We start from the raw sequence: 18,682 nt of genomic DNA on the forward strand, positions 1-18,682 counted from the left end.
TCAAGAACAGCTCTGCGCACGACACTAAAACGACAAAGGAGAAAACGAAGAACTTGACCATGGCCGCAGACCCGAAGCATACCTAACAGGCGGGGCAGTTCTCAGTGGAAACGACGGGGCAGTTCTCAGTGGCAATCAACAATTGACGGCTTTCTGATGGTCGTATCACTTATCAGTATGCGCCGTTCGAAATTGGCACAAGCCTATGTATCTGAACGCCTCGTTCAGAGAGTTAATCTCGCAAGCTTTTGTCGTTAAACATTGGACCCTGCACAGCCAAGCTCGGCGTTAGCGGTTTTTGTTTTTTGTCCAGAAGCTAACGCCGGTCTGTCCAGAAGGTGCCGTCGTGCCACAACTAGCATCAATATTCTGGAAACGAAAACTAGCTAAGTGCTTGATTTTACTGGTGCCGCTTGCGTGACTCGAACACGCGACCCCATCATTACGAATGATGTGCTCTACCAACTGAGCTAAAGCGGCCCGGAACAGTGTGTTCCATTTTCCCGAAGGAAGCCAACCGTTTCCGGCTGGACGGTGCGCTGATAACCAAAAGCATGGAGGAAAGCAAGGCCCAAATCAAACAATCTGTATGTTTGTTCAAAAGCTTTCACAACATGCGCATCGCCAGCGCCCGGCAAGGCTGAAAGAAGCTGTCTTCAGCTGCACAAAAGCGATGGTTTTGTGGACGTGCGCGGTTTGAGCCCGCGCCAGCCGTCAAGCCAGCGCGGTCTACAACCAGAGAATCATACGCTCGCGCAAAGACGCTGGCGCGCTTCCTTATATTCACGCTCAAGACGGTCAATCAATTGCCCGGCAGGGGTCACTTCGTGGATAGCGCCGATGCCCTGACCGCAGCCCCAAATATCCTTCCAGGCCTTGGCGCCTTCCTGCTGCGCCTTGTCGAAGTCCATCTTGGAAGGGTCGGCCTCCGGAAGATTGTCGGGGTCCATGCCCGAATTGGCGATGGACGGCTTCAGGTAGTTGCCTGCAATGCCGGTAAAGTAGTTGGAATAGACGATGTCGGAGGAACTCGAGTCGACGATCATCTGTTTATAGGCATCTGTCGCACGCGCTTCTGTCGTGGCAATGAAGGGCGAGCCGATATAGGCAAGATCGGCACCCATGGCCTGCGCGGCAAGGATCGAGTTGCCGTTGGCGATGGCGCCCGAAAGGAGCAGGGGACCATCGAACCAGGAGCGGATTTCCTGCACGAGCGCGAAGGGCGAGAGCGAACCGGCATGGCCGCCCGCACCGGCTGCCACGGCGATAAGGCCGTCCGCGCCCTTGCGGATTGCCGAATTGGCATGACGGTTGTTGATGACATCATGGAGGACGATGCCACCGTAGGAATGGATTGCCGCGTTTACCTCGGGCACCGCGCCGAGCGACGAGATGACGATCGGCACCTTGTATTTCACACAGAGGCCGAGATCGTGCTCAAGCCGCTTGTTGGAACGGTGGACGATCTGGTTGACCGCGAATGGTGCGGAGGGGCGGTCAGGATTGGCCTTGTCGTGGGCAGCAAGCCCTTCGGTGATTTCCGCCAGCCACTCATCGAGTTGCGCTTCCGGGCGGGCATTGAGAGCAGGAAAGGAACCGACGACGCCTGCCTTGCATTGTGCCATTACCAGAGCCGGATGCGAAATGATGAATAGGGGAGCACCAACCACCGGGATGCGCAGTCTGCTTTTCAGAATATCCGGCAAGGCCATTTTCAATCGTCCTCCATGATTGACGTTTCCGTAAATGTAATACCTGTAGCATTTCCTTGCCCAACGGCAATATCAAAAGCGTGCGAACGTGCCTGTTGCCGCCAGTCTGCCTTCGATAGCCACTCGCAGACCTTTGCCGGAAGTCAGTCGGCTTGCTCACTTTCAAAACAGTGGGAATCCATCTTTGCCGAAATGATCGAAGGTGAGGGAATCGGCAATATACTTCCGGGGGTGTCGCTCACCTGGGGGCGGTGTTCAGCGCTGTAAAAACTATACGGATGGGGGAAAACCGCATTCAGAGTTAATATTTGGTGTCTCTGTTAAGCTTATCGGCTAGTCAAAGCGGGTGATGAACAGGTAAATGCCTTGATTCAGACGTTAATTTCGCTGAGGCTTATGAAACCGTCTGCATCGGGAACCGCTTGCTCCTGTTGAGGGCGCAACGAAACGGCGGGAAAAACGAACAAGGGAAGAGCAGCCTTTGGAAAGTATTGAGCGCGCGATCAGGAATGCATTTGCCAAGGCGGATGCACACAATCCGGCGACCCGGCAGCGAATTTATGAGTCCGCCTGGGGTGCGCATGAGCGCGCGCTCGCGACCAACACTGCGCTCAGCGATGCGCAGAAGGAACAGCGGCGCCAGAACCTGAAGGATGCGATTTCCGGTATCGAACAGGAGTTCAAGACCGGTGGCGGAGAGACGAGCGCTCGTCGCGAGCCAACGCTTGATGCACAGCTGGGGGAAGATCCCGTGCTGGGCGGGGTGGAGGAAACGTCGCCCGCGCTCGATACCGGCGATATTCGCGCGACCTCGCGGCAGAAGAAGCGCAGCAATGCCGATCTCGGCTATGAGGGTGGCGTCTCACGAAAGGACCGCCGCAAGAAGAAGCGCCATTCGCCTTTCTACAGCTACGGCATTCCGGCACTTGTGCTCGCGGTTGCGGCTTTCATCGGCTATTCGCTTTATAACAGCTTTATCGATCTGAGCAGCCGACCGGCGAACAACCCGCTGCATGGCGAAGGCAATATTGCTCCATTGAAGGAAGGCGAGGAGCCGGGCGGGGCGAAATGGATCACCATTTTCCAGCCTTCGGAAGCCACTCGCATGTCCGTCAAGGGACGCGCCACGGCTGAAATCAGGCAGGAGGGCACGCGCAGCTTCGCACGCATTCAGTCTGCCGGTGCCGAAGATACGGTCACATTCGATGTGGGCGAGGGCATTCTGGATCAGCTGGTGGGCAAGACCGCGACCTTCAACATCGTTGCGCGTGCCGACGATGGCAAAACGACCCAGATGTCGGTCAACTGCGATTTCGGCGGTCTTGGCGATTGCGGACGCAGGCGCTACGACGTGCGCGATTCCGTGAGCGATTTCCTTTTCGATATGGAAATGCCTTCCGGCCAGAAGGCAGGTCGTGCGGGCACAATCACGATCAATTCAGACCTGAGCGGTTCCGGCAAGCCGGTCAATATCTACGAAATCCGCGTGTCGACGGCGGCTGATTAGAGCGCATCCCGAAAAGTGTGAAGCGGTTTTCGGACAAGATGCGCTTCAAAGAAAGACGTTCCAGTCAGGATAGCAGTTTTTCCAGCGTTTCAAGCCGGTCCGCTTCGCGGGGCGGCTTGTCCCAGCGCAGCCGCGAAAAACGCGGAAAGCGCATGGCGACGCCCGATTTGTGGCGCGTGGAGCGATTGAGACCCTCAAAGGCGACTTCCACGACCAGCCCATGATCGGGTTCGGCGCGTACGGATCGCACCGGCCCGAAACGCTCGGTGGTATTCTCGCGCACAAATTTGTCCAGCAATTTCAGTTCTTCATCCGTAAAGCCGAAATAGGCCTTGCCGACCGGCACCAGCACGGGTTCATCTTCCGGTCCCGTCCAGACCGCAAAGGTAAAATCGGAATAATAGCTCGACCGTTTGCCATGCCCGCGCTGGGCATAGACGATCACCGCATCGATGGTGAAAGGTTCGCGCTTCCATTTGAACCACGGTCCCTTGGGGCGGCCCGGAAGGTAGGCGCTGTCATGGCGCTTCAGCATGACACCTTCGATGACCGGATGTGGCGGATTGGCGCGAAATCGCGCCAGTTCCTCGAAGTTGGAAAATGGCAGGACAGGCGAGAGATCGAAGCGGCGTGGATCGAGCCTGCTGACAAAGCTTTGCAGACGGGCGCGGCGCTCCAAAAAGGGCAGGGCGCGCAAATCTGCGCCTGTCTGCTGGTTCCCTTCCTGCAACAGGTCATAGGCTCGCACGAAGGCCGGATAATCGCGCAACTGTCTTGCGCTTACGGTCTTGCGGTTCAGCCTCTGCTGGAGGTCGGAGAATGTGGCGGTCTCTATGCCGGTTTCGCCGTAGTGGCCGACCAATAATTCGCCATCAATCGCGCCTTCGAAATCCATGGCTTCCAGAACATCCGGGAACGCGCCGGAGATATCGTCACCGGTGCGCGAATAGAGACGGCGCAGGCCGTTTTCGGCGACAGCCTGAACACGAATGCCATCCCATTTCCACTCGGCAGTGAATGCGGATGCGTCAAGCGCGGGAATTTCTGCTTCGTCAAGCGCAGTGGCCAGCATGACGGGGCGAAACGGTGCGGCTGCGGTAGCGGCGGGCCTTCCACCGCGGCCTTCGAGCCAGGCGAACAGCGCCTCATAGGGCGGCGATTGGCCGTGCCAGAGTTCTTCTATTTCCACGACGTCGACGCCGCCGAAATCCGCCAGCGCCTGCTTCACCAGACGGGCTGAAACACCGACGCGCAAGCCGCCGGTCACGAGCTTCAATAGCGCGTATCGTTCGGAAATGCCAAGCACGTCGAGCCATCCGGCGACGAGAAGCGGGCCTTCGCGGCGCGAAGCATTCTGCAATTCGTGCACCACGATACCAAGCGGCAGATCGGCGCCCGGAGCAGTTTCGCTGGGGCCGGGCCAGATCAGTGAAATCGTTTCGGCAAGATCACCGACATAATCGTAGGAATAGGCAAACAATGCCGGGTCTGTCCGCTCGGCAATGAGCGCGCGCAACATGGCCGGCTTTACGCTTTGCAGTTCCAGATCGCGGGTGATCGCCGCCAGCGCTACCCCGCGATCCGGGTCGGGTGAGGCGCGGAAATAGTCGATGAGCAACCGCAGCTTGCCGTTTCGCTGTGGCGTCAACACCAGCCGGTCGAGAAGTTCGGCGAAAGCGCGCATCAGTCGCCCTCATCTTCATAGCCGACGAGGTGCAGCGGCTTCGCCGGTATGTTCTGCAACTCGCACCAGCGAACAAGGGCTTCTTCCCGTCCATGCGTGACCCACACTTCGGCGGGAGCGATTTCCGTTATGGTCGCTGTCAGCTCGTCCCAGTCGCAATGATCGGAAATGATCAGCGGCAGTTCTACGCCCTGCTGCCTGGCGCGCTGGCGGATGCGCATCCAGCCCGAGGCGAAGGCTGAAACAGGATCGGGAAACCGTCGCGTCCAGCGGTCGGAAAATGCCGAGGGCGGGCCGACGATGATCTTTCCTGAAAAATCCGGCTGTGCCTCGCGCTGCTCCAGCGTGGCGGGTTCCAATACGCCGAGATCAATACCTTGCGACTGGTAATATTCGCAGATCTTTTCCAGCGCGCCGTGAATGTAGATCGGCTCCGCATAGCCCGCTTCGCGGATGAGCTTGATGACGCGCTGCGCCTTGCCGAGCGAATAGGCTCCCACCATATGCGTCCGCTCGGGGAACTGCCGGATCGATTTAAGAAGCGTTGCGATCTCGTGGGATGCATCCGGGTGACGGAATACCGGCAGTGCAAACGTCGCTTCGGTGATGAACACATCACAGGCGACAGGCTCGAACGGCGCACAGGTCGGATCGGCCGCACGCTTGTAGTCGCCTGAAGCGATGATGCGGGTGCCATCCATTTCCACCGCGATCTGGGCCGAGCCAAGCACATGGCCCGCTCCATGAAAGCTTATCCGCACGCCATTGATCGTCAGGCTCTCGCCGAGGCTTATCGGTTGCGTCGCTTCTGCAAAGTTTGCGCCGTAGCGCAGCGCCATGATGTCGAGCGTTTCGCGCGTTGCCAGCACATGGGTGTGGCCCGAGCGGGCATGATCGGAGTGTCCATGGGTGATGAGCGCGCGTTCCACCGGGCGCACCGGGTCGATATAGAAATCGCCGGGCGGGCAATAAAGGCCTTTGGGAGAAGAGCATAGAAGCTGGTTGAAGCGCATGGTTTTCAAGATAGGTCACGAAGTTTGCGCAGAAAAGGGAGGGAGTTTGCGTCTGCTGACAAAATGAGAACAAAAGTGAACAAACACCTTGGCGGTTCGCTTCGCTGCGATTAGATTGACGGCGTGACACTGAACCAGAAACCCGCCGCCGCATCTGCCGCTTTTCCCTTGCCGGACCGTTTTCTTGAATGGTTCGCGGCCAAGGGTTGGTCGCCGCGCGCGCATCAGCTGGAGCTTCTGGCACGTGCCGAACAGGGCCAGTCCACGCTCCTGATCGCGCCCACCGGCGCCGGCAAGACGCTGGCCGGGTTTCTGCCTGCGCTGGTGGACCTGGAACGAAAGGGCCGTAAAAAACCGGGTATGGCGAAGCGTGGTGTTCATACGCTCTACATTTCACCTCTCAAGGCGCTTGCGGTCGATATTCATCGCAATCTGACAGTGCCGGTGGAGGAAATGGGGCTCGACATTACCATCGAGACGCGCACCGGCGATACGCCAGCGCACAAGCGCCAGCGACAGAAACTGGCGCCGCCGGATATTCTGCTGACCACGCCGGAGCAGCTTGCGCTGTTGATCGCATCCAAGGGAGCAGAACAGTTTTTCAAGGGCCTGCGCTACGTGGTGCTCGACGAATTGCACTCGCTGGTCATTTCCAAGCGCGGGCATTTGCTGGCGCTGGGGCTGGCGCGGCTGCGCCGCCTGCAACCGCAAATGCAGACCATAGGCCTTTCCGCGACGGTGGCCGAGCCCGACGAGCTACGCCGCTGGCTGGTGGAGCAGGACGGGACCAGTTCCATGGCCGGTCTCGTGACGGTCGATGGCGGAGCGAAACCGGAAATCACCATTCTCGCTTCCGAGGAGCGGGTGCCATGGGCAGGACATTCCTCGCGCTATGCGATACCTGATATTTATGAGGCGATCCGTCGGCATCGCACGACGCTTTTGTTCGTCAATACGCGCAGTCAGGCGGAGATGCTGTTTCAGGAGCTTTGGCGGGTCAATGAGGATACGCTGCCGATTGCCCTGCATCATGGCTCACTCGATGCCAGCCAGCGCCGTAAAGTTGAGCAGGCCATGGCCGCCAACACATTGCGGGCTGTGGTCGCGACCTCGACGCTCGATCTGGGGATAGACTGGGGCGATGTCGATCTGGTCATCCATGTCGGTGCGCCAAAGGGTGCGAGCCGCCTTGCGCAGCGCATCGGCCGCGCCAACCACCGCATGGACGAACCGAGCCGGGCCATCCTCGTGCCTGCCAACCGCTTCGAGGTGATGGAGTGCCGTGCCGCACTCGATGCCAATTATCTGGGCGCGCAGGACACGCCGCCTCTGATCGAGGGGGCGCTGGATGTGCTGGCGCAACACGTGCTCGGCATGGCCTGCGCCGAGCCTTTCAATGCCAACCAGCTTTACCGTGAGGTGCAGAGCGCCGCTCCTTATTCGAACCTGCCGCGAGACACGTTCGACCGCATCCTGGATTTCGTGGCGACCGGCGGCTATGCGCTCAAGACCTATGAGCGGTTTGCGAAAATCCGCAAGACGGTGGACGGCACGTGGCGGGTGTCCAATCCGCGCATCGCGCAGCAATATCGCCTCAACATCGGCACCATTGTCGAGGCGCCGGAGCTGAATGTGCGGCTCACACGTGGCGGAAAGGGTGGCAGTGCAAGAGGCGGACGTGTCCTTGGCCGCATCGAGGAATATTTCCTAGAGACGCTGACGGCTGGCGACACGTTCCTGTTTGCCGGAAAGGTGCTGCGTTTTGAAGGCATCCGCGAGAACGAATGCATCGCCTCCAATGCTGCGGGACAGGATGCCAAGATTCCTGTCTATGCAGGCGGCAAGTTTCCGCTTTCCACCTATCTGGCCGCGCAAGTGCGCGCCATGCTCGCCGATCGCACGCGCTGGCAGTTTCTGCCGGAGCAGGTGCGGGAATGGCTGGAAGTGCAGCAATGGAAATCCGTGCTGCCCGGCACGGACGAGCTTTTGATCGAAACCTTTCCGCGCGGCAATCGCTTCTACATGGTCGCCTATCCATTCGAGGGCAGGCTGGCGCACCAGACACTCGGCATGTTGCTGACGCGCCGTCTGGAGCGCATGGGCGCGCATCCGCTTGGCTTTGTCGCCACTGATTATTCGCTGGGTCTCTGGGGCCTCAAGGATATGGGCGCGATGATCGGCACGGGAAAACTCAGCCTCACCCGCCTGTTCGATGAGGACATGCTGGGCGATGATCTCGAAGCATGGCTTGATGAAAGCTACCTGTTGAAACGCACTTTCCGCAATTGCGCCGTGATTTCCGGGCTTATCGAACGCCGTCATCCGGGGCAGGAGAAGACAGGCCGTCAGGTGACGGTTTCCACCGATCTGATCTATGATGTGCTGCGAACCCACGAGCCGGACCATATATTGCTGCAGGCGACGCGTGCGGATGCAGCGACCGGGCTTCTGGATATCAAGCGCCTCGGCGACATGCTGGCGCGTGTGAAAGGGCATATGCTCCACAAGCCGCTCGACCGGATTTCGCCGCTGGCGCTGCCAGTGATGCTTGAGATCGGGCGGGAGCGCGTGGCAGGCGAGGGCGATGAAATGCTGCTTGAAGAGGCCGCGGACGATCTGATCAGAGAGGCGATGCAATGAAAACCGCAGTGTGGGGAAATGGAGAGGCCTACAGTCTGGCCCATGCCGAAGTGCGTGGCGTTGCAGCTGTTTGCGATCCATCCGGCGCGCTGTTCCTGCCCGACCTGCATATGCTGGTCGTTTCCGACCTGCATCTGGAAAAAGGTTCATCCTTTGCCCGGCGCGGCCAGCTTATCCCGCCTTATGACACGGCGGCGACGCTCGACATGCTGGCGCTGGCAATCGCGCGCTACCAACCGCGAACCGTCATCAGCCTTGGTGACAGTTTTCACGATGCGACGGCCAGCGAGCGCCTGCCGTCACTCTATGCCATCCGGCTGAAATCGCTGATGGAACATCGCGACTGGTTCTGGATCACCGGCAATCACGATCCGGATCGCCCGGTTGACCTGCCGGGCGATTGCGTGGAGGAACTCGCGGTCGGGCCGCTGACTCTCCGGCACGAACCGTCGCGCAAGGCCGGGCAGGGCGAGATTGCAGGCCACCTTCACCCAGCCGCCCGCATCGTGCGGCGCGGACGGTCAGTGCGCCGCCCCTGTTTTGTGAGCGACGGCGAAAGGCTCATCATGCCTGCTTTCGGAGCCTATACGGGCGCGCTCAACATTCTGGATCGCGCCTTTCGAGGACTGTTCGCTGATGAGACCCTGCGCGCCTATATGCTTGGCCAGGGCAAGGTTTACCCGATGACGCGCAACGTGCTGCTTGGTGGATAGACCATTATACCAGAACGCGATGAACTGAACGGTCCCGTACGATCCGGCGACACGCTTTAATTGGGCTGATAGGAAAAAATAAGCCCTTCACCCAATTTGCATTTGAAGATTCTCGTTTCCCCAATGGCTTCAAATGTCTTTGATGAAAAGACTTTGGTCGTGATTATCGCTGTTTGATCCGACGCGACGCGATAGCGAAGGAATTCATGTACGGGCAGGTCATCATGCACTGTCGAATGATCGTCCGAATAGAGGATCGCTTCGGAGGGTTCCTGCACATTCATGAAGCTGGGAATGACGAAGCCGCCTGTCAGACCTTTCATTCCGATTTTTGAACCAGATGTCTGCTCGCACTTGTCGAGTTGCACGATGGAGGTGGTTCGCTGTCCGGCAAGCAAATGTTGCTTGAGTATCTCGTACTGGCCGGGCTCGTCCGCCTGGGCCGCGCTCATGCCGCCAGCACCGATTAACATCATCAATAACAAAGTATTCCTGAACATTCTCTGGCTCACTTTTCCAATAAGTACGCTAGAGCTTAGCGACTATGGCAATGGGCGCTACTCCAAGTATTTGCTAGTTCTATAGGAGGGCATACCAAAAGCGGTTCCCGTTTTTGGGAGCCATGCATCAGTCTTTTTTAAACAGAATACGCCCGAACCAGCCGGTGAAGACGGCAAGGAAAACCGCAAACAGGCCGTAGAGAAAACTGTTCTGATGGGCGGCGTTATATATGCTCTGTTCGAAACCGGCCTTCACGATTTCCAGGCTGGCATTGGCTTCCCGCAGGAAAACGCCGTTGCGAAACAGAAGCGCGCGCGCCTTGTGGCGGCCAACAGGCACGTTGGCTGGCAGTTTCAACGTAGCGCGAAACAATGTGCGTGAAATGAATTCCACGCCTCCGATACGCTGCGTATAGAGACCTTGCCGGATTTTCATCTCGCGCAGTTCATTGCCAAATCGGGGAATATTGCCAGACAGGCTGCCGGGGTCTTCGGGAACGAGATAGAAGTTGCGCACGCCAACCGAAAGCTGCCGGTAGATTTTCTCTTCGGTTATGTCCTGAAGATTGCGGGTGGAGGCCAGCGAATAGGAAAGCGGCACCCCCAGGAAAGTTTCCGAATCCGCATTCAGCCACACGCCGAGGTAACGATCCTTCTTGCGCACGACGAGGTCGCGCGAGGGGCCTTGCAACACTACGATGATATCATAGCGGCCCTGCCGCTGGATCGTCGGATCAGCATTGTCGAGCGCGCCGAATATGGTGAGGTCGGTGCCGCCGAAATTCGATGTGATGGCGATGGTTTCGGTCGATAAGCCGATTTCGATGCTTTCATCGGCTGGGTTCTGCAATTGCGGGACGGGATTGCCATTGCCGCTGGAATCGACCTGCGCAAATGCGCTTCCTGTCAGCAGAAGCATGAACAAAGCACAGAAGAGCCTACCCATCTCACATATCCGCAATCGAGATGGAGAACAGATTGTCCGGCCGCACGAACAGGCCGAAGGCAAGGCGCAGGCCGACGGCCAGCACGAGAAGTGCTAGCAGAAGGCGCAACTGTTCGCCGCGCAGTTTTTGTCCTGCGCGCGCGCCATATTGCGCGCCGATAACGCCGCCAGCCATCAACAGGAAGGCAAGCACGATGTCGATGGATTGGTTGGTCGTCGCCTGCAGGACCGTCGTGACTGCGGTGACGAAGGTGATCTGAAAAAGAGAGGTGCCGACAACCACATTGGTCGGAACGTGCAGCAGGTAGATGAGGGCTGGCACCATGATGAAGCCGCCGCCGACACCCATCACCGAGGACAGAAGGCCAATGAAAAAGCCGATGCCGAGCACCGGAATGATGCTGACATAGATGGTGGAGGCGCGGAACCGCATCTTGAACGGCAGACGATGTATCCACGTGTGCTGGCCGGACCGCCGCACAGCGCCAGCCTGTCCCTTTTTCACGCGGCGGAGCGCCCGCACGCTTTCCACCAGCATCAACCCGCCGACAGTGCCGAGAAAGAAGACATAGAGGATCGACACGATCAGGTCCAACTGGCCGAGATCGCGCAGCCACGCGAACACGAAGATACCGGCGAGGGAACCCAATATGCCGCCCGCCACAAGAAACAGGCCAAGCTTGATATCGAGCGTTCGACGTTTGAAATGCGCCAGCGCGCCTGAAACCGACGAGGCGATCACCTGATTGGCGCCTGTGGCGACCGCGATGGCAGGCGGAATGTTATAAAAGATCAAAAGCGGCGTGATGAGAAACCCGCCGCCGACGCCGAACAATCCGGATAGAAAACCCACGGCGGCGCCCATGCCGAGAAGAACCAGCATGTTGACCGATAATTCCGCAATGGGAAGATAAATACCCAATTCCCAACCCGGCTTTCACGAACGCATGACATACAGCTGCTTGCGGTCGCGTTTCCCCGCAAGATATCTCACCTTACCAAAACATCTCCGGCAACATTATGAAACTGTTCTGCGCACGGAAATGCATGAAAACAAGTAGTTAGGCTTTATTCTGCTCGCGAGTTCCAGCCTTGGCCACCTCTGATAATGTCTTGCGCTGTCGTTGTCGGGAAGTCAAACGCCGATTGCCGATAAGGTTACCTTGCGGGAGTATATTGAAGGAAAAATCCGAACTGTTGTTTGAGAACAACAAAAAGAGTGCTGATGACCATAGAAAACAGCTTTCATCGATATAATCCTACCGATTATATAGGATATACTTCAGCGGTTCCGGTGCTGATGCGCTTTGAATCAGTCAGCTGCGTTCTGACGATTACTGATAACGATATTGATATCTTCTTTGGGCGTGATGACCGAATAGCCGGACGACGGATAAAACTGGGCGCGGATTGAAATGTTGTCCGACATTTTACTATCGGTGAGGCTGCCGTTCTTTATGATGTAAAGATAGGGATTGGTCAGGTTGACACTGAAATTCCCGGCAAAGCGGCTGCTGGATTTGAAGCCGAAGCAGTTCATGCTCTCGGCATAATAGCTGCCATTCATCACATTCCAGTCTTCCATCGGGCTGGAGCGCGTCAGACAGGTTTTCTTGCCGTCTGGCGTGGTGAAATTCGCATTGAACGATACGGCGATGAAGATGTTCTTCAGCTCGAAACTGCCAGAAAGAACCTTGAAAATGGATTTGTAAGGATGGATGTCCTCGGCGGGGATAAGCTGCTTGTCGCCGGAGGAAATTTCAAAGTCGATCGCGTCCCCCTGGAAACTTTTGATATCCTTGTCGAGCGCGAGAGGGATTTTCGCGATGATACCGTTTTCCATGTCGTTGTTTACATGCAAGAGCATAGTCTATCCCCTCGTTGATAGGGTGTAGATAATAAGCCTCGGCGAGTCGGATCAACCTGTCACTTCTCTCAGACGATTGCAGCCGAAAACGAAAAAGGGCAGCTTATGCCGCCCTTGTTTAATCCATATGATTTCAATGGGTTACTTGTTCTTTTCAAGCAGAAGCTGGACCAGCTTCTGGTCCACGTCTCCGGTGGGCGCCTGTCCGTTCGCCTTCTGGAACGCGGCAATCGCGGTGCGGGTCTTGCCCCCCATTACGCCGTCGGCTGTGCCGACGTCGTAGCCGTTTTTCTGAAGAATGAGCTGGATGTTGCGGACGGCCTTTTTCATGTCCACCGAGCCTGTGGTGACCGGCTTGGTTTCGGTCCATGCATCCGGCACGTCGATGGAATTGGTCGCCTGATCGAGCGGCTTGGCCTTCCAGAGCTTCACCAGATCCTTGGCGCGTTCAAGCTGCTCTGGCTTCAACGCCTTGGCAATCTGGTCGCGCTTGTCGGCTGCATCCTTGTCGCCAGCATTGGCGGCAAGCGAGAACCACTTGTAGCTTTCTTCCAGATTGACCGGCATGCCCAGCCCCTTGGCAGCGAGGATGCCGAGATTGAACTGGCTATCCTTTACGCCGAGTTCAGCCGCATCGATGAACCAGCGCACGGCTGAAGCATTGTCGGGATTGCCGTTGGCGCCGGTTGCGAAAAGGACGGCGAGATTGTGCATCGCGCTTGCGTTGCCCTGCTGGGCGGAGAGCTGATACCAGGTCTTGGCTTTTTCGAGATCGCGGGGCATGCCAAGGCCCTTCTCGTTGAAATTGCCGAGACGATACTGTGCGGGAGCAAAGCCCTGGCCTGCGGAAATTTCATACCAATTGGCAGCCTTGGCAAAGTCGGCGGCAACGCCGCGGCCTTCCATGTAGCGATTGCCAATTTCAAAGAGGGCGCGGGCGTCGCCCTTGGCCGCAGCTTCGCGAAGCGCTGCCGGACCGGCTTCCTCTGGAACGGGCGGGATCGTGGGCTGGGATTGGGCAGCGGGTTCTGCCGGAGCCGTTTCCACAGGCTTCACCGGATTGGCCGCTGTCGCCGCAGGCTGTTCGATCCGCGTGGGGATTTCCACCGCCGCCTGCTGTTCATCGACTGGTGCCGGGGCCACTGCCGTAGGGGCGGGTTCAGCGGATTGCTGTGGCGCCGGGGCTGCATCCGTTGCAATCTTGGTCGCGATTTCGTCGGCTGGCGGGGGCGTCTTATCGACGGCACTTGTGTCGATTTGCGGCGAAGCCGTATCGATTGCCGTTTCCATCGGTTCGTCGCGGTTAAGGAAAGCGGAACCGATTTGCAGGCCAGCCATCGCGATCATCACCGCGCCGATAGCCATGAGGATAGGCTTGCGCTGGCGCTGGATCATCTCGCCGACGGAAGATTTCTTGTTGTTCGGGCGCTTGGCCGCGCCCTTTTGAAGCTGTTCGGATTCGGCAGCGGCAAGCTGGGCGGCGCGCCGGGCTGCGGTTATGAAGTCCACTTTACCATTGGCAGCAAGTGCTGCATCGGCAGCATCTTCGCGCTGGCGGCGTTCTTCGCGCACCCGCTTCATGATTGAATTTAGGTCGGGCATTCCTTCGCCTCGGGGACGAAGCGAGGAGGTCCTTTCCAGTTCGGGTTCTTCACGTGTGACCGGCTCGATTGCCGCAAGGTCGCTTTCGAAGGCAGGCGCGTCGAGCGTCGCATCAAGCGCCATGGATTCGAGCGTTTCGCCGTCCTTTCCGGCGGATTTGTCGGCGCGACGGCCACGTATGGCCTTGGCAAAGCCGCCGAACAGCGATGATTTTGCACTCACATCATCGGCGCGCGTATTGGCAGGGCCAGCTTCGTCCTGAACGGTTGCGAAAGCGGCCTCCGCCGCTGCCGCCGCCGGTGAGCGCGGTGTGGACAGGCGCGGCGAGCCGGAATTCGGGCCCTTGAAGATCGGCTTTTCCGCATCGGACGCATCCGGTCTGCCCGCTACATCCTGTTCAAGCCTGGCCAAGCGGTCGACAATCTTGACCAGCGTGTCATGGACGGTCTCGAAAGTCTTGCCGTTTCGCTCGTCGGAATTGCGCGCCAGGGCCTCCAGCGATTTCATGTCTTCGGCCAGTTGGCGGGCAATCGTGCCGTCATTGTGCGATCCGTGTTGCAGCACGCGCGCAACCGCGCTTTCGGCAGCTTCGCGTGCAGCATCCAGGACGGTTTCACGATTGGAGGCGATGGAGCGCTCGATGGAATCGAGACGCGGCTTCAGTTCCGCGATTTCGGCAACAGGCTGCGCCAGATGATGGGCGATATTGGCGATCTGATCCTCAAGGCTGCGGATCGCCTTCATGTCCAGTCCGGGACCGTCATAGGACGGTGCCTGAAGGAGACCCAGCGAAATCTGCTGCGAAAGATCGTCGATACGGCCTTCCAGCGTATGGAGCGCGCTGGTGTCAACATGCTGCGTGGCATATTGCGTGTCGAGACGTTCCGTCAGCTCCGCAAAGCGGCGGTCGATCTTTTCCAGAACGGAAGGATGCGGCTCTTCGGCCCGGCGTTCAGCCGCTTCGAGTTTTTCGCCAATCGCTTCAAGGCGGGCTTCAACGGTGTGATAATCGGACTGGCTGAGATTCTCCATAACCTTGCCAACCTGGCTGGCAAGCAGGTTGATCTGGTGCGCAAGCTGGTCGATGACACCATCCGGCAGCGCGGAGCCGCTGGCAAGGCCGTCAATGCGTGAGGAAAGTTCGCCGAGCTTGCGATAAAGTGTGTCCGAGTTCTGCTGTGTCGCGGAAGCGGCAAGCTGTTCGGCAAGGTCCGCCAGACGGCTTTCGATGCGCTCCAGTCGGCGTCCGCCGTCCTGATCCGGGCGCTGGGCGCGGCCCGTCGCAATGATGGCGCGGCTGATTTCATCCAGCCGCTCGTCAATCTGTTGCAGGCGCCCCTGTTCGAGCGACGATGCATGTTGCGGGTTGAGCGATTCCTCAATGGAACTTGCCAGCTGGCCGATGCGGTCTTCGATTGCGCTCAGGCGGTTCGACTGCGGCAGGGTGCCGATAGCGTCGCGCACCTGCTCAAGGCGCGAGCCTATGGCATCCAGCGCCGGATCGACAGCATTATGACGCTGCTCGAAGGCTTCGAAACGAGCGTCGAAGCGGTCCCAGCGATTGTTGAGGCGGTGCAAGGTCTCCTCGCGGGCAAGGCTCTGGACCGTTCGGTTCAGCTCTTCGAGCTGGCGGCGAAGCGCCTGCGCATTGGCTTCGCTGCTGCGCTCTGCGAGAAGGCGCACACTGTCGTTGAGGCGCTCGAAATCGTCGCTGACCCGCTGTGAAAAACCTTCTTCGCTTGCGGCGCGCTGGAGACGGGTCATTTCGCGGCTGGCCCGGCTGACTTCTGCGCTGGAGGCATAATTCTGCTGGTGTTCGTCCTGACTTCCCCGCATGCGGCGCAGGTTTTCGGCGATTTCCGCAAGACCCGTGACCGTCTCGTCGGCTTGGCGCGCGGGCTGGCGTTCCGAGCGCAAGATATCGCGCATGTCCGGCGCGTCATCCTGCTCCAGATCCATCAGGCGCTTTTCAAGGCTTGCCAGTGTGCGGTTGAGTTCTTCCATGGCAGGCGAGGGAGCACGGCGCTCGCGGCGGGCATTCAATTCGTCGATGATGGATCGTGAACCTGACGCCAGATCTGGGTTTGCCATGAGAAATTCACTTTTTCCAATGATAGAGACCGCCGGAGCAGATTTCGCCAACGCAACTGGCAAGAATTTGCTCTGCCTAGTTTTGTACAAACGTGGTAAACAACTCGTTAATATATGTAGCCAACTGAGTGCTTTAGTGGTGCCGGAGAGGCATCTCGCTGCAAAGCGGTCGAAATCGGCGTGTCGAATACGGACTGACAAGATAGCGCATTTACCAGGCATGAAAGACGAGTGGATTGCGGCGGCGAGTATAAGCCGCGGCAGTGGCAGCGCGGCGCTGGCAGCAATGTCAATTTGAGCTGCCGTCAACATTGGTTCCATCGCGCTTTCGTGCGGTGGCCGGGCGTTTCCGGGGGCGGAAACAGGGTAGAAGATGAGTAAACAAAAAAACGCGCCGGGACAGACGGTAGATATCGCCATCGCGGATCTGCTGACCGGGGCAAGCGGGAATGCGCGAAGGGAAAATCAGTCGGGGCAATTATACCGGATCGGTGATCTTGCCGAAGAATTCGACCTGACATTGCGAGCCTTGCGCTTTTATGAAGACAAGGGACTGCTCAATCCGCGCCGCGCGGGCATAACGCGGCTCTATGACTACAAGGACCATACCAGATTGCGTCTGATCTTGTTCGGGCGCCGCATCGGCTTCACGCTGAGCGAAATGGGTCAATTGATCAGCGTGTGGGAAAAGGGCACCGCCGACCAGGCTGAGGCCGAGAGCCTGCGCAAGCGTTTCAAGGATAAACTCAGCAAACTTGAGAAGAAAAAGGACGAAATCGACCGCTCCGTCGAAGAGCTGCGCGCTGTTCTGGCGCGCATGGCCGAGTGAGCGGCGAAACTACCGATCTTTCCCTGTCCTGACGGCCTGATTGTTTCAGTCTGTCGCACTAAGTGTGCCGTTCCGCAGGAACTTAGGCGTCCCGATGCGGTTATTTCAGCCTTGCGAGTGATAGCGCATCCCGAAGCAGCCCAAAGCGGCTTTCGGATAGGATGTGCGTCGAAACGAACCGACAGAGCGCTGAGCTGATCCAGATCAGGTCAAAAATCGCTCTGATGCGAAAGTGAGGCTGAAAATGAAAAAGGCTCTTGTTCTGACCGCAGCGGTGTTTTTTGCCAGTTCCGGCATTGCGCTGGCGCAAGATCGCGTACTGGTCGAAGTGCCGCAAGCAGCACGTGACTATGTCATCGCAAATCCATCGGAGCCGGTCGTCATCGAGGGCGAAATCCGCGATGGTTACGTTCTGCCTGACGCAATCGCCGTTCACCCGATCCCCGACAATCCGGATTTCGGCTACATCTATGTCAATGGCGAACCGGTAATCGTGTCCATGCAGAACCGTCAGGTCGTCTATTATACCGAGGGGCCGAATGCCGGGCCGCTGGTTCCCAATGAAGTGGTGACCTACATCGAAGCCAACCCGGTCGATCCGGTGGTCATCGAAGGCGATATCGCTGAGGGCACAGTAATTCCTGAAGGCGTGCCTCTGGTGGCTGTGCCGGACCAGCCCGCCTATTCCTATGTTTATGTGGAAGATCGCCCGGCCCTGATCGATACGCAGACGCGCCGCGTCGTTTGGGTCAAATAAGCCCTGGACGTCTGGATGAAAGGCGGCAATTCCGCCGCCTTTCACGAGATTTCAACAGGGCTGCCGCGTCCTGATCGCTTTGCTGGCCAGGATGCGCCGTTACGAAGCTGCGAATTTGACCGCAACGCCGCGCTGGCGGAAATAAGCCTGCATCAGCTTTCTGCCGGAGCGGTTGTTCTGCACGAGTTTGGCCGGGTCGAATACGGCTTCTTTGGAACCCGCGCGCTCCAGAGCGGCTTTGAGCGCTGCGATATGCAAGTCCAGATCGAGATTATCAGCCCGAAGCGATTCATAGATCTGGTCTGTCGCTTCCGCTACGGTAAGTTCGCTCACCACTATACTCCTGTCGTTGTCTGGAGCGGTTCCTGTTTCAACGGAATCGTTGGAACCGCTCTATCTGTTTGTTTGGCTTCGAGATGCCCTCGGCGCTTTAGCGTTAATCCGAGCGAGCCAGACCTACGCCAACATTCTTTAACGCGCCTCATGTGGGGATGCGCTCTAACACACTTTCGTTCGGACCACTATCAGCCCCGAATGCGCCTTTGCATACATTTTGTCTGTCCTGCACGAAGTTGTGTAATTTTTGACGTTTACGGAAACGTCAAAGTAGGCTAGCTTCAGCTCCGAATTGGTCGGACCTACGCGAAATCCGTGCTACGGTTGGCCAAAAAGTAACAAAAAGGGCTGTTTTTCGCAGAAATTCATCCGTTTTTGTTGCAGCATGCGTGCTGTCACAACAATTCGCTATAATGTGGCATGCAGGCATGAAACGCGGTTACGGGCTCGTTCCAATCATCGCGGAACGGCTCAGGTGGTGAATT

General features: G+C 58.0%; 14 protein-coding genes and 1 tRNA gene. 5 read left to right on the forward strand and 10 right to left on the reverse strand.

The window, feature by feature from the left end; all coding sequences use genetic code 11:
• Nucleotides 1–404: 404 nt before the first annotated feature.
• Both AC0TOF_RS11270 and AC0TOF_RS11275 read right to left on the reverse strand, forming a co-directional pair.
• Nucleotides 405–480: transfer RNA gene (locus AC0TOF_RS11270), tRNA-Thr, on the reverse strand.
• 263 nt (nt 481–743) lie between these two features.
• Nucleotides 744–1,712, reverse strand: coding sequence for an NAD(P)H-dependent flavin oxidoreductase (locus AC0TOF_RS11275; protein ID WP_473768604.1), 969 nt, complete (start codon nt 1,710–1,712; stop codon nt 744–746).
• Nucleotides 1,713–2,193: 481 nt separating this feature from the next.
• Between AC0TOF_RS11275 and AC0TOF_RS11280 the strand changes: the two genes are divergently transcribed.
• Complete coding sequence (locus tag AC0TOF_RS11280) at nt 2,194–3,219, forward strand: hypothetical protein (protein WP_473768308.1); 1,026 nt, start codon at nt 2,194–2,196, stop codon at nt 3,217–3,219.
• Between the two features lie 64 nt (nt 3,220–3,283).
• Here AC0TOF_RS11280 and AC0TOF_RS11285 read toward each other — a convergent pair whose 3' ends face one another.
• Together AC0TOF_RS11285 and AC0TOF_RS11290 are read right to left on the reverse strand one after the other, a co-directional pair.
• The gene (locus AC0TOF_RS11285; protein ID WP_473768309.1) at nt 3,284–4,903 is read right to left on the reverse strand and encodes a cisplatin damage response ATP-dependent DNA ligase; all 1,620 of its coding nucleotides are present in this window, start codon (nt 4,901–4,903) and stop codon (nt 3,284–3,286) included.
• Entirely contained in the window at nt 4,903–5,916 is a 1,014-nt protein-coding gene (locus tag AC0TOF_RS11290; protein ID WP_473768605.1) for a ligase-associated DNA damage response exonuclease, read from the reverse strand. Before AC0TOF_RS11290 ends, AC0TOF_RS11285 begins: the two co-directional genes overlap by 1 nt.
• Before the next feature lie 123 nt (nt 5,917–6,039).
• On the opposite strand from AC0TOF_RS11290, the gene AC0TOF_RS11295 reads away from it, so the two are divergent.
• On the forward strand, nt 6,040–8,556 hold the full coding sequence (locus AC0TOF_RS11295; protein ID WP_473768310.1) for a ligase-associated DNA damage response DEXH box helicase: 2,517 nt from the start codon (nt 6,040–6,042) through the stop codon (nt 8,554–8,556).
• On the forward strand, nt 8,553–9,269 hold the full coding sequence (pdeM, locus tag AC0TOF_RS11300; protein WP_473768311.1) for a ligase-associated DNA damage response endonuclease PdeM: 717 nt from the start codon (nt 8,553–8,555) through the stop codon (nt 9,267–9,269). Before AC0TOF_RS11295 ends, pdeM begins: the two co-directional genes overlap by 4 nt.
• Before the next feature lie 56 nt (nt 9,270–9,325).
• Here pdeM and AC0TOF_RS11305 read toward each other — a convergent pair whose 3' ends face one another.
• The 5 genes from AC0TOF_RS11305 to AC0TOF_RS11325 all read right to left on the reverse strand — a co-directional run bounded on the left by AC0TOF_RS11305 (nt 9,326) and on the right by AC0TOF_RS11325 (nt 16,275).
• A complete protein-coding gene (locus tag AC0TOF_RS11305; RefSeq protein ID WP_473768312.1) occupies nt 9,326–9,769 on the reverse strand; it encodes a VirK family protein in 444 nt (147 codons plus the stop codon).
• Nucleotides 9,770–9,896: 127 nt separating this feature from the next.
• On the reverse strand, nt 9,897–10,715 hold the full coding sequence (locus AC0TOF_RS11310) for a TIGR02186 family protein (RefSeq protein ID WP_473768313.1): 819 nt from the start codon (nt 10,713–10,715) through the stop codon (nt 9,897–9,899).
• Nucleotide 10,716: 1 nt separating this feature from the next.
• Nucleotides 10,717–11,598, reverse strand: coding sequence for a sulfite exporter TauE/SafE family protein (locus AC0TOF_RS11315; RefSeq protein WP_473768606.1), 882 nt, complete (start codon nt 11,596–11,598; stop codon nt 10,717–10,719).
• Nucleotides 11,599–12,027: 429 nt separating this feature from the next.
• Nucleotides 12,028–12,582, reverse strand: a complete 555-nt coding sequence (locus tag AC0TOF_RS11320) for a hypothetical protein (protein WP_122002036.1) — start codon at nt 12,580–12,582, stop codon at nt 12,028–12,030.
• 141 nt (nt 12,583–12,723) lie between these two features.
• On the reverse strand, nt 12,724–16,275 hold the full coding sequence (locus tag AC0TOF_RS11325; RefSeq protein WP_473768314.1) for a peptidoglycan-binding protein: 3,552 nt from the start codon (nt 16,273–16,275) through the stop codon (nt 12,724–12,726).
• Between the two features lie 373 nt (nt 16,276–16,648).
• Here AC0TOF_RS11325 and AC0TOF_RS11330 point away from each other — a divergent pair, with 373 nt between their 5' ends.
• Together AC0TOF_RS11330 and AC0TOF_RS11335 are read left to right on the forward strand one after the other, a co-directional pair.
• A complete protein-coding gene (locus tag AC0TOF_RS11330) occupies nt 16,649–17,104 on the forward strand; it encodes a MerR family transcriptional regulator (RefSeq protein ID WP_122002033.1) in 456 nt (151 codons plus the stop codon).
• A 244-nt stretch (nt 17,105–17,348) separates the two neighbouring features.
• A complete protein-coding gene (locus AC0TOF_RS11335) occupies nt 17,349–17,861 on the forward strand; it encodes a DUF1236 domain-containing protein (protein WP_473768315.1) in 513 nt (170 codons plus the stop codon).
• Between the two features lie 99 nt (nt 17,862–17,960).
• Here AC0TOF_RS11335 and AC0TOF_RS11340 read toward each other — a convergent pair whose 3' ends face one another.
• Nucleotides 17,961–18,197 (reverse strand): hypothetical protein, encoded by a 237-nt coding sequence (locus AC0TOF_RS11340; RefSeq protein ID WP_162997337.1) that lies wholly within the window; start codon nt 18,195–18,197, stop codon nt 17,961–17,963.
• Nucleotides 18,198–18,682: the final 485 nt, after the last annotated feature.

It is taken from the genome of Ochrobactrum sp. PL_is501, assembly GCF_055816895.1.

Coding starts and splice junctions, on each gene's coding strand:
- AC0TOF_RS11275 (WP_473768604.1), bottom strand. CDS start 1,712: ATGGCCTTGCCGGATATTCTGAAAAGCAGACTGCGCATCCCGGTGGTT.
- AC0TOF_RS11285 (WP_473768309.1), bottom strand. CDS start 4,903: ATGCGCGCTTTCGCCGAACTTCTCGACCGGCTGGTGTTGACGCCACAG.
- AC0TOF_RS11290 (WP_473768605.1), bottom strand. CDS start 5,916: ATGCGCTTCAACCAGCTTCTATGCTCTTCTCCCAAAGGCCTTTATTGC.
- pdeM (WP_473768311.1), top strand. CDS start 8,553: ATGAAAACCGCAGTGTGGGGAAATGGAGAGGCCTACAGTCTGGCCCAT.
- AC0TOF_RS11305 (WP_473768312.1), bottom strand. CDS start 9,769: ATGTTCAGGAATACTTTGTTATTGATGATGTTAATCGGTGCTGGCGGC.
- AC0TOF_RS11310 (WP_473768313.1), bottom strand. CDS start 10,715: ATGGGTAGGCTCTTCTGTGCTTTGTTCATGCTTCTGCTGACAGGAAGC.
- AC0TOF_RS11315 (WP_473768606.1), bottom strand. CDS start 11,598: ATGCTGGTTCTTCTCGGCATGGGCGCCGCCGTGGGTTTTCTATCCGGA.
- AC0TOF_RS11320 (WP_122002036.1), bottom strand. CDS start 12,582: ATGCTCTTGCATGTAAACAACGACATGGAAAACGGTATCATCGCGAAA.
- AC0TOF_RS11325 (WP_473768314.1), bottom strand. CDS start 16,275: ATGGCAAACCCAGATCTGGCGTCAGGTTCACGATCCATCATCGACGAA.
- AC0TOF_RS11330 (WP_122002033.1), top strand. CDS start 16,649: ATGAGTAAACAAAAAAACGCGCCGGGACAGACGGTAGATATCGCCATC.
- AC0TOF_RS11335 (WP_473768315.1), top strand. CDS start 17,349: ATGAAAAAGGCTCTTGTTCTGACCGCAGCGGTGTTTTTTGCCAGTTCC.